Origin of the sequence: Brachyspira hampsonii, from assembly GCF_002214805.1 — a bacterium.
GTDB lineage: Bacteria > Spirochaetota > Brachyspiria > Brachyspirales > Brachyspiraceae > Brachyspira > Brachyspira hampsonii.
In genome coordinates, this window is record NZ_CP019914.1 from 2150912 (window position 1) to 2167599 (window position 16688).

The 16688-nt window shown below is 28.4% G+C and carries 15 protein-coding genes; 13 read left to right on the top strand and 2 right to left on the bottom strand.

Annotated elements, in window-relative coordinates:
- The first annotated feature begins 132 nt into the window (after positions 1-132).
- From BHAMNSH16_RS09440 to tlyC, 4 genes are read left to right on the top strand one after another with little or no spacing between them, the layout of a single operon-like run.
- Complete coding sequence (locus BHAMNSH16_RS09440; RefSeq protein ID WP_241033597.1) at positions 133-1116, top strand: PhoH family protein; 984 nt, start codon at positions 133-135, stop codon at positions 1114-1116.
- 33 nt (positions 1117-1149) lie between these two features.
- Positions 1150-3612 (top strand): HD family phosphohydrolase, encoded by a 2463-nt coding sequence (locus BHAMNSH16_RS09445; RefSeq protein WP_069731959.1) that lies wholly within the window; start codon positions 1150-1152, stop codon positions 3610-3612.
- 6 nt (positions 3613-3618) lie between these two features.
- A complete protein-coding gene (gene ybeY, locus BHAMNSH16_RS09450) occupies positions 3619-4041 on the top strand; it encodes an rRNA maturation RNase YbeY (protein ID WP_008726644.1) in 423 nt (140 codons plus the stop codon).
- A 23-nt stretch (positions 4042-4064) separates the two neighbouring features.
- Complete coding sequence (gene tlyC, locus BHAMNSH16_RS09455; protein WP_008726646.1) at positions 4065-4883, top strand: hemolysin C; 819 nt, start codon at positions 4065-4067, stop codon at positions 4881-4883.
- A 374-nt stretch (positions 4884-5257) separates the two neighbouring features.
- Here the strand turns inward: tlyC and BHAMNSH16_RS09460 are convergent, their stop codons facing one another.
- Positions 5258-6865 carry a peptide ABC transporter substrate-binding protein gene (locus BHAMNSH16_RS09460; RefSeq protein ID WP_008726648.1) on the bottom strand — a complete coding sequence of 536 codons (1608 nt, stop codon included), beginning with the start codon at positions 6863-6865 and terminating at the stop codon, positions 5258-5260.
- A gap of 173 nt (positions 6866-7038) precedes the next feature.
- Here BHAMNSH16_RS09460 and BHAMNSH16_RS09465 point away from each other — a divergent pair, with 173 nt between their 5' ends.
- From BHAMNSH16_RS09465 to pncB, 5 genes are all read left to right on the top strand, one after another.
- Complete coding sequence (locus BHAMNSH16_RS09465; RefSeq protein WP_008726650.1) at positions 7039-7728, top strand: ankyrin repeat domain-containing protein; 690 nt, start codon at positions 7039-7041, stop codon at positions 7726-7728.
- 102 nt (positions 7729-7830) lie between these two features.
- Positions 7831-8775, top strand: a complete 945-nt coding sequence (locus BHAMNSH16_RS09470) for an N-acetylmuramoyl-L-alanine amidase family protein (RefSeq protein ID WP_008726652.1) — start codon at positions 7831-7833, stop codon at positions 8773-8775.
- A gap of 79 nt (positions 8776-8854) precedes the next feature.
- A complete protein-coding gene (locus tag BHAMNSH16_RS09475; protein ID WP_069731960.1) occupies positions 8855-9754 on the top strand; it encodes a M23 family metallopeptidase in 900 nt (299 codons plus the stop codon).
- Positions 9751-9981: an AtpZ/AtpI family protein gene (locus BHAMNSH16_RS09480; protein WP_008726678.1), complete on the top strand. Its 231-nt coding sequence runs from the start codon at positions 9751-9753 to the stop codon at positions 9979-9981. Before BHAMNSH16_RS09475 ends, BHAMNSH16_RS09480 begins: the two co-directional genes overlap by 4 nt.
- Positions 9982-9992: 11 nt before the next feature.
- Complete coding sequence (gene pncB / locus BHAMNSH16_RS09485) at positions 9993-11192, top strand: nicotinate phosphoribosyltransferase (RefSeq protein WP_008726676.1); 1200 nt, start codon at positions 9993-9995, stop codon at positions 11190-11192.
- Between the two features lie 463 nt (positions 11193-11655).
- On the opposite strand, the gene BHAMNSH16_RS09490 is transcribed toward pncB, so the two are convergent.
- On the bottom strand, positions 11656-13140 hold the full coding sequence (locus BHAMNSH16_RS09490; protein ID WP_069731961.1) for a tetratricopeptide repeat protein: 1485 nt from the start codon (positions 13138-13140) through the stop codon (positions 11656-11658).
- A gap of 240 nt (positions 13141-13380) precedes the next feature.
- Between BHAMNSH16_RS09490 and flgE the strand changes: the two genes are divergently transcribed.
- The 4 genes from flgE to BHAMNSH16_RS09510 all read left to right on the top strand — a co-directional run bounded on the left by flgE (position 13381) and on the right by BHAMNSH16_RS09510 (position 16679).
- On the top strand, positions 13381-14706 hold the full coding sequence (gene flgE, locus BHAMNSH16_RS09495) for a flagellar hook protein FlgE (RefSeq protein ID WP_008722355.1): 1326 nt from the start codon (positions 13381-13383) through the stop codon (positions 14704-14706).
- Between the two features lie 88 nt (positions 14707-14794).
- The gene (locus BHAMNSH16_RS09500) at positions 14795-15019 is read left to right on the top strand and encodes a flagellar FlbD family protein (RefSeq protein WP_008730646.1); all 225 of its coding nucleotides are present in this window, start codon (positions 14795-14797) and stop codon (positions 15017-15019) included.
- A 47-nt stretch (positions 15020-15066) separates the two neighbouring features.
- Positions 15067-15858 carry a motility protein A gene (locus BHAMNSH16_RS09505; protein WP_008730643.1) on the top strand — a complete coding sequence of 264 codons (792 nt, stop codon included), beginning with the start codon at positions 15067-15069 and terminating at the stop codon, positions 15856-15858.
- Between the two features lie 20 nt (positions 15859-15878).
- Complete coding sequence (locus BHAMNSH16_RS09510; RefSeq protein WP_008730641.1) at positions 15879-16679, top strand: flagellar motor protein MotB; 801 nt, start codon at positions 15879-15881, stop codon at positions 16677-16679.
- Positions 16680-16688 lie beyond the last annotated feature (9 nt).

A 16688-nucleotide genomic window follows, 5' to 3' on the forward strand; every position in this document is an offset into this window, starting at 1 on the left:
GTAAAGCATACTAATATAGCTTTACTACCGTATTTAGAGTTTTTATATACTGTAAATAATTACTATAAAAAAAATTATATTTTTTTTAGTTAATATTGACAATAGATGTGATTTTAGTATATTATTAAATAAGTGATTTTAAATTATAAAGGATTTGATATAATTAATAATAAAATTTTAGATAATAAGGTAAAGTTCAAAGATATTGATTCTTTTATATCTATATGCGGAATAGAAGATAAGCATCTTGAAATACTAGAGAATAAATTTAATGTTTCCATATATCCGAAAGGAAATGAATTAACGATAAAAGGTGATCTGGTAAGAATAGAAGATACGGTAAAGGTTTTATATATTTTAAAAGATTTATATAATTCATCATCAGAGATAACTGAACAAAAAGTAATTAACATAGCAGACAATATTTATAATAACAAAGATAATAAATTTATATCTATGAAAATAAAATTGCCTTATTTGGGCAGAAATATTGAAATGAAAACTGTATCGCAAGGCGAATATATTTATAAGATGCAAAAAAGCGATATAATATTTTCTACAGGTGCTGCCGGTACGGGAAAAACTTTTCTTTCTGTTGCTTATGCTATAAATTTACTTTCAGATGGAAAAATAGAGCGTATAATTATAACAAGACCTGTAGTAGAGGCAGGAGAAAGTTTAGGTTATCTGCCCGGTGATTTTAAAGAGAAAATATCTCCTTATATGCGTCCTGTTTATGATGCTTTATACAGCATTATATCTGCCGATATGATTTCAAGATATACAGAAGAAGGCAAAATAGAAGTAGCACCTCTCGCTTATATGAGGGGAAGAACTTTAAGCAGAGCTTTCATTATACTCGATGAGGCACAGAATACAACAATATCTCAGATGAAAATGTTTTTAAGCAGAATAGGGGAGAAGTCTAAAGTTGTAGTTACAGGCGATATATCTCAAAGCGATTTGCCAAAAAATGCTCAGTCCGGCTTGGAGCATGCTCTAAAGATATTAAGCAATATAAATGGTATTAGTTTTCATCATTTTGAAAAAAAAGATGTTATAAGGCATCATCTGGTTTCTAAAATATTAGAAGCCTATGATAGTGCTGATTATTAATAAAAATTTTGTTTTTAAAAGGTATTATTAGTTATGAATACGAATAAAAAAATAGCAAAATCTGTTTTAAGTAAAACACCGAATATAGAAAGATTTTTTCAATTAACTATAGCTATATTATTATATCTATTTACTTTATTTTTGGTTTTTCCAACTTATGTTCAGAAAGTTGATATACCTAATGTAGGCGATATAGTTACAGAGCCTTTTATAATCAAAAAAAATGTTAGATATGAAAATAAAGAAGAAACAGAAAAACTTATATATTATACAGAGGCAACTATATCTCCGGTATTTGACATGCCTAAAAATATAGAGTATGAAGCTTTATCTAAAATAAGCAATATGTTTTCTTTTATTAGAATATCTCATGATAATAATATTCCTATTGATGAAATATATAATCAATTTCTTCTTAGCTATGATGAGCCTATAAATAAATCTGTATTTTCTAATGCTGTAGTTAACGATCTTAATATAGGATATGAGTCCAAAATAATAGAAACTATTAAAGAATTATTTGGAGTTGGAATTCTTTCAAGAGGAAATTTGAGTTCTGATACATTAAGTTTGATATTGAATAATGGCATATTCGTATATAGTTATGATAATTATATAATAGAGGAGAAGCTGCTTCCTAGAAATAGGGTTTTCTTTTTAGAAGATTTAAGACTAGAACTTCCTTCGATTGTAGGTACTAAATATAGAAATCTTAATATTAATCATATAAATTCTATATCAGCTATTGTAAATGCATTTTTAAAAGATAATTTAATATATAATTCTTCTAAAACAAAAGAGAAGATAAACAGTATAAAATATAATCTGGACCCTGTTTATAATTTGATAAAAAAAGGTTTTCCTATTTTAACAGTAGGAGAAAGAGTAACAGAAGAAAAAGCTGAATTGATTAGAAATTTATTTGGAAGTAATTTTGGAGGATACAGTGTTCCTACATTTATAGGACAGGCTTTATTTATCTTAATTCTATTTTCATTTATTGGATTTATAATTTTTAAATATAAGATACCTTTCTATATAAATTTCAAAAATTTTGTACTGTTTGCTATAGAATATACGGTGATAGTTTCTGTAACTTATATTTTTTATAATCATATTTCTTATAGTTCATTAAATATTTATATTCCTTTTTATGTGTATACATTTATTCCTATGTTCAGCATAATAAATTCTTTGCTTGGAGCTAAAAGAGGAATATCTGCTATAATAACATTATCTATAACTTTACTTGCAGCAAATGTAGCACAGGCTGGATTATTTGAAATATCTGCCTTATTTGTAATATCTGTATTCGCCTCAATTTTGTCAAAGAAAATACATAATAGATATTCTATTCTTTTAATTGGTATGCTTATAGGGGCATATTTAAGTATAATGTGCTTAATAAGTGTATTATTAAATGATAATATAAAAATAAACTATTTGACTATTATATTTGCTTTTGTAAGCGGTTTTGCACAATCTATACTTGTTATGATATTTTTACCTATCATTGAATATGTACTTGAAACAGCTACTATATTCAGACTTCAGGAATTATCAGATTTGAATAATCCGCTTCTTAGAAAACTTCAAATGAATGCTCCGGGTACTTATCACCATTCTATAAGTATGGCAAATTTAGTAGAAACTATAGCTGAGGAAATAGGCGAAGATGCAAGACTTGCATGCGTATCGGCATATTATCATGATATAGGAAAGATGGAAAATCCGCTCTATTATATAGAAAACACTAATAAAACGGAAAATAGGCATAATAAATTAAAACCTACTCTTTCTGCCTCAATAGTAAAAGCTCATATTCGTTTAGGGGTTGAAATAGCTAAAAAATACAGACTTCCTAAAGAGGTTATTGCAGCAATTAAAGAACATCATGGAACAACCTTAATAAAATATTTTTATGTTGAAGCTTTAAAAGAAAATCCTGATGTAGATATAAATTTATTCAAATATCCTGGACCTAGACCGCAGTCAAAAATTACTGCTATATTAATGATTTTAGATTCTATAGAAGCAGCAAGCAGATCCTTGGATTCTCCTAAAAGAGAGGATTTGGAAATGCTTATAGAACATATTGTAAATGATAAAATGTCTAATGGTGAGTTAAATGACAGCGGACTTACTTTAAAAGATATAGAAATAATTAAAAAGATATCATTCCAGCAGATTATAGCATCATTGCATGAAAGGATTAAGTATCCTGAACTTAATAATGATAATAATGACGAAAATGATGAAAATGAAGATGATAATAAAGATAATAAGAAAGAAGAAAAAGATTCTAAAAAGCAAATAGTTAAAAAAGAAACTGATAAAAAAACTAAAAATAATGTAGAAAAAATTAAAGAAAATATAAAAGAAAAAATAGCTAAAAAAATACCTTTAAAGCATAAAGGCGAAAAGGATGCTAAGGAATTAAAATATAATAAGGAAATTAAAGATAACAAGGAAAATAAAGAGACTGTAAATAAATAATATATTATGAAAGTTAATGTTTTTAATGAAACTAATTATGATATAAATATAAAGTATTATAAATATTTTTTGTATTACTCAGTAAAGACTGCGGATATTGACGGAGAGGTTAATTTACTTTTCTGTGATGATGAATATATAAAAAATCTTAATAAAGAATTTAGAAATAAAGATAAAGCTACTGATGTACTTACATTTCCTATGGGGGATATAAATGAAGGAGGAGATATAGTTATTTCTTATGAATGGGTAGTGGATAGATACAGTGAAGAAAAGATAAAAAAAACTATATTAAAATTGATTATTCATTCAATACTTCATTTAAAGGGAATACATCATAATTACAGCAGAAAATCATTAATGGAAAATAATGAGAAGATGAAAGAATTATATAAAAATGTTATAAGAGCAATAAATGAAAATAGATAATAAATTTAAGGATATATATAAAAATGCCAATAAATAAATTAATATCTAAAATATTAAAGAAAAAAGACAATAATACTGATAAAAATAATTATGTAAATCTATCAGCACTTACAGAAGCAGAGAGAGAAATTATAACAAATACTATTGAATTAAAATCAAAAAGTGTAAGAGAAATAATGGTTCCTAGAGTTGATGTAGTTATGATACCTATAGAATCATCTTATGATAAGGTGATAAAGGCTTTTAATAAGGATAGAAATTCCAGAATTCCTGTATATAAAGACGGAATAGATGATATAGTTGGGGTTTTGTATGTTAAGGATTTGATTGATGCCGAAGAAAAAACTTTCTCGCTTAAAAAAATTCTTCATAAACCTCTATTTGTTCCAATATCAATTTCATTAATGGAATTGTTAAAAAATTTCAGAGAGAAGCAAATTCATATAGCTATGGTTGTTGATGAATACGGCGGATTTTCAGGAATTGTTTCTATGGAAGATGTACTAGAGCAGATTATAGGAGATATAAGAGATGAATACGATGAGGAAGATGAAGAGATAAAGAGTAATGATGACGGAACATATTTAGTTGATGCAAGAACTAGAATAGATGATTTCAATAAATATGATATACTTCCGCCTATACCGGATGATGAGGCTGATACTGTGGGAGGATTTTTATTTTCATATTTAGGAAGGCTTCCAAAAAGAAATGAGGATATAGAATATAATGGATATTCATTTACTGTTGTAGGTAAAAGCGGAAATATTGTTACTAAAATCAGAATAGAAAAATTAAAAAAAGATAATGATGAAAACAAAGCAGAAGAAAATAAAGATTGATTTTATTATCTAATTAATATTGAGAGTAAATGTATATAATATATAAAAGCCCCATCTTATTTAGATGAGGCTTTATTTATTTTATTGCTAATAAAAATTGCTCATAAAAAATACCTGCCATTTTACAAATGACAGGTACTCGCAATTTTTATATTATTATTCTAAATAAGAATAATGGAATTGATTTTTATTATTGCTAATAAAAATTGCTCGTAAAAAATACCTGCCATTTTACAAATGACAGGTACTCACAATTTTTATATTATTATTCTAAATAAGCATAATGGAATTGATTTTTATTATTGCTAATAAAAATTGTTCGTAAAAAATACCTGCCATTTTACAAATGACAGGTACTCACAATTTTTATATTATTATTCTAAATAAGCATAATGGAATTGATATTCCATTAATGGTGTTAATACATAATCTTTCAACCTTTTGCTTACTAAAGTAGGATTTGAAGGATTATATATTGGTATTAACAAATTATCTTCTGCTATTAATATTTTTTCAGCTTCATGCATAGCTTTCATTCTTATTTCCTGATTAGCAGAGTTTCTAGCAGCTTCAATATAATTATCAAACTGTTTATTGCTGTAGCCTGAACTATTTTGAGATCTGTAGCTTAAATAGTTTTCTAAGAAAGTCATAGGATCGCTGTAATCACCAATCCATAAAGTTCTTATAAGCTGATAATTTTTTTCGCTTCTCATCTGCTGATAAGCTGCCCATTCCATAGATGATATTTGCAAATCAACACCCAAATTCTCTTTCCACATCTGCTGAATTGCCTCTGCAACTTGTATATATACTAGATCTGCAGTAGTTTTATATTCAAGTACAGGAAAGCCCTCACCATTAGGGTATCCTGCTTCAGCCATTAATTGTTTAGCCATTTCTACATTATTAGAGTAAGCATCTTTTGATAAATCTATATATTCTCCTCCGTTTTCTCTGAAATCTCCCTGAACATCATAAGCACCTACAGGTACCCAAGCACTTGTAGGAGATTTAGCTGTAGGAACAATATTTTCTACTATGTAGTTTCTGTCTATTGCCAATGATAAGGCTTTTCTTATTCTTGTATCTTTTAATACTTCATTAGTAGCATTAATACCGAATGCGACAGTAGAAAAATACGGAGCAATATTAACTATTCCTTCAGATTTTAATTTTTCTAAATCTTGTTCTATGATATAAACAGAAAAATCTAATGAACCGTCTTTAATTCCGGCTAATGCCAAAGTAGCATCTTTCATCATAACAAAAGTAATTTTTTCAGGTACTATATTATCTTTATTCCAATAGTTAGTATTTTTTACAACAACTATTTTTTCATCAGGGCTTCTTTCAGTCATAATGAAAGCACCATTTCCTATATAGCTTTCAGGATTTAATGACCATTGATCTCCATACTGTTCTATTATATCTTTTCTTATAGGGGCAAATATAGGATAAGTTAAAATATCCAAAAAATAACCTGTAGGAGCTTCTAAAGTTATTTCTAAAGTGTAATCATCAATAGCCTTTACTCCAAGCTCTTCAACAGGAAGTTCGCCTGATAATATTTGAACTGCATTTTTTATATATTCTATAAAAGATGTATATTCAGCGGCACTTAGAGGGTTTGCTGCTCTTTGCAAGGCATATACAAAATCATCAGCGATTACATTTTTTTTACCATCAGACCATTTTGCATTTGTTCTTAAGTTAAAAGTATATACAAGTCCGTCATCAGATATATTCCAACTTTCACAGGCTCCTGCTTGTAAATTGCCTGCTTTATCTTTTGTGATTAAAGTTTCAAATACATGCCTTGGATATACGAAATCATTTCCGGATAATGTAGGGTCTATTGTTTTAGGCTCTTCTCCGGCATTAATGAATAATTCTTTACTGTTTCTGTTTTTAGATGATGAGCATGATATTGCAAATATCGTAATAAAGATTATTGATATAATTAGTATTTTTCTAAACATCTTATTTTCCTTAAATATAGTATTAGTTATCATAATACTATAATAATTTATATAATGCAATTAATTTTTACTAATAATAGTAATTTATTTATAATCAAAAATTATTAAAAATTATTTTACTAAATATAGTAATTTTTGTTTTTTAAATCAAAAATTTTAATTGGAGATATTATATGAAAAAGATAATTAGTATTTTATTTGTTTTAATTTTATCCATTCCTCTTTATTCTCAGACTGCAAGATTTAAAAGGCTTACTCCAGAGCAGTTAACTAATCTTGCAAATCCTAGAAGACTTTCCCATAGAATATTTTATACAAAACCATCTCAGGGACCTAATGCTAAATGGTTTGATGCAGTAAAAGAAGGAAATCTTGATGAGATAAAAAAAATGGTTGATGCAGGTCAGGATATAGAAGTTCAGGATACATACAGTTTGAAACAGACTGCATTAGGATGGGCTGCTTTCATAGGATATTTAGATGTTGTTGAGTATTTAGTATCTAAAGGTGCTAATCTTTATGCAGGTGATACTGCTGATGTTACAAGTGCTTTTAAATCTGCTATACTTGGTGGAAATATAAAAATTATAGAATATTTATATCCTTTATACAATGGAAAATTAGATCTCAATGAACAGGATAAAAGAGACGGAGAAACTATGCTTATGGTTGCTGCTGGAAACTCAAGAGAAGATGCTGTGAAATTTTTATTGGATAAAGGAGTCGATGTAAATATAGTGAGTAAGCAGTTAAATAAATCTGCATATACTTATGCATGCGAATCAAGAAATCAGAATATTATTAAAATGATATCAGATGCCGGCGGAATAAATGTACGAACAGGAAAGGCTTCTTGTCAATAATAACAATAATAATTAAATTACTAAATAATGGGGCTTGATAAAAGCCCTATTTTCGTATATACATATTAATTTAATAAAATTCTTTACGATAATTATACTATTATGAATAACAAAAACCGTTTTATTATATTTTCTACAGTAATTATTGTTTTGATAATAGTTTCTTTTTCATCTCTTATAGTTACAGCAAATACAAAAGTTTCTGAAACTATAGTAAGAGAAAGCGAATTAAATAGTGCCGAAAGTCCAAGCAGAAAATTTAATGATATAATAGAAAACAGAAAGGTAAGAATACTTATAGATCCCGGACATAATGCAGCTACTAAAGGTGCTTTAGGTTATTTAGGTTATGAATATTATATGAATTTAAGAGTGGCAAGGGAATTAGCTAAAATACTTTCAGAGGATAATCGATTTGAATATTTTTTAAGCAGAGAAGGGGCTTATTACAGCAGACCTATAAAAGAATATATGACCAATAATTATGAGGAACTTTTAGGTATATATAATACAAAAGTAAAAGGTGAAGAGAGAACTGGAAGACTGACTAGATATCAGACTTTAGAATTATATGCCATTAGACACTATGCTATAGATAATAATTTTGATTTGCTTTTAAGCATACATTTTGATTATATGCCTTATATAAGCAGAAGATCTAAAACTTCAGGTTTTCATGTTATAGTTAGTCCTTATAATAGAGAATTTCCAGCTTCTATGCAGGTTGCTTATAAATTGTCTGAAAGAATGCAGGAGAAATATAAAATTTCGCCTATAATAGGTCATGATAGAGTTCTTCCTAATACCGTATGGAAATTTTATGATAAAGAAGAGCTTATAAATAATGCCATATCATTAAGAGGCTTAATAGTTATAGGTGATGCTTTTGAAAATGCATATAATAAACAGGAAATAAAAAAAGATGTTCCTTCTGTACTGATAGAATCTGCTTTTATACATGAATGGCAATTTGGAAGCAACAAAGCTGTAAAAGAATTAGCTAATCAAATGTACCTAGCTTTAGTTGATATATATACTACAAAATGAACTATTTAACTGTTATTATATTATTGATTAAAAATCAATATTTTGTTAAAATAACTATAAAATAGGCAGCAGTAGAATTATGTATATAAAACATAAAAAAAAGAAAAATAATAAAAAATATATCAATAAAAAGACTAGCCCATTTCATTTATTTTTTAATAAAATCGGCAGGTTTCTCACGCATAGAATTTATTTTATGTTTATACCTCATTCTAAGAAGAAAACTAAAACCTTATCGCTTCCTGTATATTCTATTATAATAATAGTATTGATAATTTCTTTATCTCTTCTTAGTACTTTTTCTTTTCTTACAAAAAATACAGTTTTGGCAAGTAAGACTGAAGTGTTAAGCGGAAGTTATAAGGATAAATTATCTGAGATAAATTCGCTTGAAAATATATTCAGCTCTGTTGTTACTAATGACTATTACAGAAATGATATGTCTAATATTGCTTCTCTCATGAATGTTGATACAAATAATATAAATTTGGCAGCAAATTATGCAGATAATATTTTACTTATGAATTCAAGAGCCGAAGAGTTAGAAAAATTGAAATCATATTTAGATGAGTTAAAGGCTAATATAACTTCAAAAAATAATGCATTAGAGCCTATACCGTCTATACTTCCAATAGATTCAAGATATGCAGTTATATCCAGACCTTATCAGGAAGGCTCTATTATATCAAAGGGAATAGGTTTTGAAACTATTGCTGGAACTCTGATTAGGGCTACTGCTTCAGGTACAGTTAATGATATATCTTACAATAAAGATACAGGATTTACTATTACAATTTATCATAGATTTGGTATTATTACCAGATACAGCGGACTTGCTACCTCTTTAGTATCAGAAAGAATGGATGTAAAGAAGGGGGAAATATTGGGAAATGCCAAAACAGGTGTTTTTGAATATGAATTGAGAATAGCTAGCGAATATGTTAATCCATTAATATTTACAACAGTGGAATATGAATGAATATAACTGAAAATAAAAAATTACAAAATGGAATAAAATATGCAGCACTTGGTGTTGAGTTTGGCAGTATGGTATTAGGTTTGACTTTTGTTGGATATTATGCTGATAAACATTTTAACAGTAAGCCTTTATTTACAATAATAGGCATATTTGTGGGTTTTGTCTCGGGGATTTATAGGCTTTATAAAATATCCAAGACTTTTGACAAAATTAATAAGAATAAATAAGGATAAAAATAATGAAACCTATAATAAATAGTTTGTTAGATACTGATTTATATAAATTTACTATGCAGCAATGTGCCTTAAGACAATTTTCAGATGTTTGGGTTCGTTATGTTTTTAGGAGCAGAAATATTTTAGAGTGGACTGAAGATATGCATAAGGAGCTTTTAAAACAGATAAAATATTTTTGTGATTTAAGCTTTAGAAAAGATGAATTAGAATATTTAGCATCTTTAAGATTTATAAAAAAAGATTATATAGAATTTCTTAAGCTATACAGACCTTTAGGAGAACATATAAAGGCATTATTTGATGATAATAAATTAACTGTAGAAATAGAAGGACCTTGGTATCAAACTATTCTTTGGGAAATACCGGTTCTTGCTATGATTAGTGAAATTTATTATGCTTATACTGTTTGTAAAGATGATAATGGTAAAAGAGCTTATGAACAGGCCGAAATTAATTTAATAAAAAAAATAGATGAAAAATTACTGCCTATACATAAATCAGATAACGGATTTAGATTTTCAGAGTTTGGTACTAGAAGGAGATTTTCTTTTGATTGGCAGAGAAAAGTTGTTAATATATTAAAAGAGAAACTTCCTGCTGAATGTTTAGTAGGTACAAGTAATGTGTATTTTGCTAAGACTTATGATTTGCTTGCTGTTGGTACTAATGCTCATGAATATTATCAAATTGGGCAGGCATTGGATAAGGTAAGGCTTGCAGAAAGTCAGAAGTTTATGCTGCAGTCTTGGGTTAATGAATATAGAGGAGATTTAGGAATAGCTTTATCGGATACTTTAGGTACTGATAAATTTTTAAAAGATTTTGATTTATATTTTGCAAAACTTTATGACGGAATAAGACATGATTCTGGGGATCCTTTTGAGTGGGGATATAAGGTTATAAATCATTATAAAAATCTCAGAGTAAATCCTAAAACTAAAACATTGCTTTTCAGCGACAGTCTTAATTTTGATAAGGCATATAATATATACAAAGAATTCAAAGATGAAACTAATGTTACATTTGGAATAGGCACTTATATTACAAATGATTTTGAACCTGTGGCTAAACCTTTAAATATAGTTATGAAACTTCAAAGTGTTAATGGTAAGCCTGTAGCTAAACTGTCTGATGATGAAGGTAAGACTATATGTGAAGACGAGGCATTTTTGAATTATTTAAAAATCGTTGCAAAAGAATAGAATTTATAATCTAAATTATATAGTTTTTATTGTTTTATTTTTATCATTTGTATTTTTGCGGCACGCGTTAAATTCATTCTAAACATTAAATTTAATCTATAATTGCAGTATTTATTATAAATTTAAATATATTTACCGCGTGCTATAAAACTCATCTAATTTGAAAAAAACTAGGGCGGGTGCTTTAAATTCTAATTAAACAATAAAAAAATAAAAAACAAAAAATCCAGAGTAAATTAAAAAACCTATAGGGTGGGGATTGAAAATAGGTTTTAAAACTTTATTACATACCCCGCCCTTTAGATTTTTTAAATTAATTTGTATGTTTTTAATTTATTTATATTTAAAGTTGAAATTGTTAAAGCACACCCGCCCAAGTGCTTTTTATATTAATTATTTTTTACAATTTTTATTTAGAATGTTTTAATCAATTTATTAGATTTCAATTATCGTATAAGTTTGACTACTGTAATTCTTCTATTTTTTCTAAAGCTTTATTATTATAAGGATCTATTTCTAATAATTTTTTATATGAGTTAATAGCATTATTTTTATCATTAAGTTTTATATATAAATCCGCCTGTTTTTCCAAATGATATATATCTTGGGTTTCATTATATATTTCTATGGCTTTTTTATATGCGGCATTTCTTTTTTCTATATCTCCTAATTTTTCATATAAATTTCCAATATCCTCAAAACTGTAAGCATCATTTTCTTTATTATATATTTCTATGGCTTTTCTATATGCTGCATTTCTTTCTTCTATATTTCCCAATTTCTCATATAAATCTCCTAATGCAATATATGCTTCAATATTATCAGAATCATTTTCTATGGACTTTTTTAACATTTCTATAGCTTTATTATATTCCTTAATGTATTCATATAATGCTGCTATTGAAATATAATAACTAAAATCATTAGGATTTGTTTCTATAGCTTTATTATATAGTTCTATAGCCTTATTATATTCTTTAATTTCTTTATACAATTCAGATAAATAATAATAATATTGATTATTTTCAGGATTTTCTTTTATCATATCATTATATGCTTTGATTATTTCTTTATATTGATTAATATCATTATCATAAAATTTTGTTATTCTGCTCCATATAGAAGGATTAATTTTTATATAGTTTTTGTATAAGTTTTCAGCTTCTTTATCATTTCCGATTTTTATATATATTTTTGCAAGGGAATCTATCGCAGTAGAATAAAAGTCCTCTAATTCACTATAATAATCCATTTTTAATAGTTTGCAATATGTATCTATAGCTTCATCGTATTGTTTATTTTTATCATAAGATAATGCCAAATAATGAATAATTTCATTATTATCATCATCTTTAAAGTTTTCTAAAGATTTTTTAAAATATTTTACGGCCTCTTCAAAGTTTTTAGTTTTTAAATATTCTTTTGCCAAATTAAAGGCATAATATTGCTTATTATTATTAACTTCTGATGTATTGTTTATATCATAAGCTTTTTTGTATGCGATAGCAGCATCTTGGTAATTTCCTATATTATCGTATATTTCTCCTATCAAAAACCAATATTCAGAGTCTTGATTGTTTATTTCTATTGCATTTTTTATATTTTTTAAAGCATCATTAATAACATTAGAAGAATAGTATACACATGCAAGCCAATATAATGCTCTGTCATTTTTGCTGTCTAATTCAATTATTTTTTTTAATATTTCCTTGCTGTTTTTGTAGTCAAAGTTTAGATAGTATGCTTTTGCTAATAGGAATAATTTTTTGATGTTTTTATCATCATCTTTTAAATATTCATTTAATATATCTATAATATTAGAATATTCTTTATTATATATGAATTCTTTTTCATCACTTTCAGAGTCATCATTATCATAGAATTCATTATCATTGAGTATTTCTTCAATTTTTTCTAAAGTATAATACTTCAAGTTATGTGAATTCATTTTATTCCCCCTATTTCATATTAATTGTTTATATAAAACTACTAATAGAGAACAATTCATACTTTAATTGCATTCAATGAAATACATATAATTAATTTAATCAAGTATAGATTAATTATAACATATTTTTATGTTTATTTCAATTATTATTATAGTTAGAAATAAAAAAGTATTAAACAAATTTTAATTATACCGAAAATATTTCATAAGAAATATTAAAATTTTGGAGGAATACGCCTTATGATGCGTTCATTATTTGCCGGCGTGTCTGGTTTACAAAATCATCAAACTCGAATGGATGTAGTAGGAAATAACATTGCAAATGTTAATACTTATGGATTTAAAAGAGGAAGAGTTACCTTTAAGGATATGATAAGCCAATCTTTAAGCGGAGCAGCTAAGCCGCAGGAAGATAGAGGCGGTATCAATCCTCAACAAGTAGGCTTAGGTATGATGGTTGCAACTATAGACACTATACATACACAAGGTGCTTTACAAGTTACAGGTGTAAACACTGATTTAGCTATTCAGGGAGAAGGTTTCTTTATTGAAAAAAGAGGAAACAATTCTTACTATACAAGAAACGGAGCTTTCTCTTTAGATAGAGATGGTTATTTAGTTAATCCTTCTATAGGTTATAAAGTACAAGGTTGGAATGCAGTACTTAATCCTGAAACAGGTGAAATGGAATTAAATACTTCAGCAGGTGTAGAAGATTTGATTATACCTGTAGGTTCAAAAGATCCAGCAAGAGCTACAGCAAATACAAAATATTTCTGTAACTTACAAAAAAGCGGGGAAACACATCAGTCAGATTTAACTATATATGACTCTACAGGAATACCTCGTCAATTAAGAGCAACTTTCACTAGAACAGATGTTAACAGATGGGATATGACTATAGATATACCAGATGCAACTGAAGGAAGTGTAAGCGTATCAGCAGGCGACCCAGTAGAAGGCGGCGGAAATAATACTTTCCAATTAGTATTTAATGACGCTGGTTCATTAATTTCTGTAAGTGACGGTACTAATACTCAAACAGAAGGAGTATTAATGCCTAATGTATCTTTCACTTATCAAGGAACAGAAGGGGAAGTAAATCAAACTATTAACCTTACTATGGGAGAAGTTGGTTTATTTAATGGTATTACACAATTTGAATCACCTTCAACAACTAAAGCTATAGAACAAGATGGATACACTATGGGTATGCTAGAAGGTTTCAGCTTTGATGACAGCGGTCAGATAACAGGTGTATTCACTAATGGTAACAGAAAAACTTTAGGACAGGTTGCTTTGGCTAAATTCAATAATGCAGGCGGTTTGGAAAAAGCAGGCGATACTTTGTTTGTAGCAAGCAATAACTCAGGAGCAGCCAATATTGGTACAGCAGCTGCAGAAGGAAGAGGTTCTTTAAAAGCAGGAGCTTTGGAGATGTCAAATGTTGATTTGAGTGAACAATTCACTGATATGATAGTAACTCAAAGAGGTTTCCAATCTAATGCCAGAACTATCACTACAGCAGATCAAATGCTTCAGGAAGTTATAGCTCTTAAAAGATAATAGATAGGTATTATTTAATATAAATAATATTACTAAAAATAGACTTTTTATAATTTTATAGTATAATAGAGTTAGGAGTTTCTGATATATGATACATATAACAAGATTTGACGGAAGTATATTGTATGTTAATCCGCATCAAATAGAATTTATGGAGGAGACTCCTGATTTGGTAATAACTATGTTATCCGGAAGGAAGGTAGTAACTAAAGATAGCTTTGAAACAGTACTTAATAGAATAGTAGAATACAGAAGCAGAATAGTTTGCGAAGAGAGTGTAAAAAAACCTTCATTCTATGGTAATGAAGAATAAGAAATTAACTTAAATAAAGAAAATAAATTTTAGTTAGAGGTCAAAATATGGATATAATAGTACCTTTGGGTGTTTTTTTGGTTATAGGTATCAATTTATTTGGTATTATTTCAGGGGGCGGTAATGTCGGGCACATGATAGATATAGCATCTGCAGTAGTAACAGGACTAGGAGGAACAACTTCGCTTTTAGTTGCTAACGATATGGGTACAGTATTGGGTGTTCCTAAAGCTATTAAAGTACTTTTAAAGAAACCAGACTATGATGAAGCACAAATAATTATCACTCTTTTAAGCTTTTCAGAAAAAGCCAGAAGAGAGGGTTTATTAGTATTGGAAGATGATATACAGGAGATTTCAGATCCTTTATTAAAGAAAGGAATGCAGCTTGTAGTAGACGGAACAGATCCCGAATTAGTAAAAAATATTTTGAATACAGAGATAGATAACGTAGAAGCAAGGCACGATACAGTAAGAAAAGTATTTGAGGATGCTGCTTCATTATATCCTGCTTGGGGTATGATTGGTACATTAATCGGACTTGTAATCATGCTTAGAAGCTTAGGCGGCGGCGGCGGTGTTGAAGCAATAGGTTCTGGTATGGCGGTAGCACTTATTACTACATATTACGGATCTGTTATAGCTAACGGTTTTGCTTTGCCTATAGCTGGTAGGCTTGCAGCCAGACACTCATCTGAGGCTACAGTTCAAAGTATTATGGTTGAAGGTATATTATCTATACAGGCAGGTGATAACCCTAGAATAGTAAAAGATAAACTTATATCTTTCTTGCCTCCTTCTCAGCGTCAGAAAGTTAATGAACAAGTTGGAGACAGATAATAATAATTCAGAGGTAAATAATGGCTACTATTAAATTTGGTAAAAAAGCTAAGAAAGTAGGTGATAAGGCTCAGGTACCGGGTCCTTCAGCTCCCTTATGGCTTCAGACTTACGGAGACTTTGTAACTTTAGTATTAACATTCTTTGTATTATTATTGTCTACAATGTCTACCTCTGTTAGTGATTCTTCTATACAGCTTATCGCTACAGCATTCCAAGGATCATTTGGGGTTATGCCGGGCGGTACTACTTTATCGCAAAGCAGACTTATTTACGGCGGTGCTACAGTTGATAATCTGCCTTCTACAGACAGGGGATATTCTGTTGGAAGAAGTATTGATAAGGCAACTTCTGTTTTAGAATCAGAAATTAAAAGCAGGAAGGTGAGAATAGAGGAAGATGAAAGAGGTTTTATTATAAGCCTTGGGGCAGATCAGTATTTTGAATCTGCTTCTACTAATTTAGTTGATAATCAGAATAATGTTGAAACATTTATAAAATTAGCCTCTGTACTTAGCGGTTTACCTAATGATGTAAGAATAGAAGGTCATACAGATTCTGGTTCTATCATTCCGGGAAGTATTACGGAACAGAAATTTGGTAATAACTGGGGACTTTCTTCTGCAAGGGCTATGGTTATTTTAGAAAAGATATTTGAAAATGATCAGGCGGGAAAGTTAGATAGAAATAAATATTCAATTGCAGGATATGCTGATACTAGACCTGTGGCATCTAATGATTTACCAGATGGAAGAGCTTTAAATAGAAGAGTTGATATTGTTGTAGTAAGAAATGATGTTACTTATTATAATCAGAGATAAAGTGTAAAA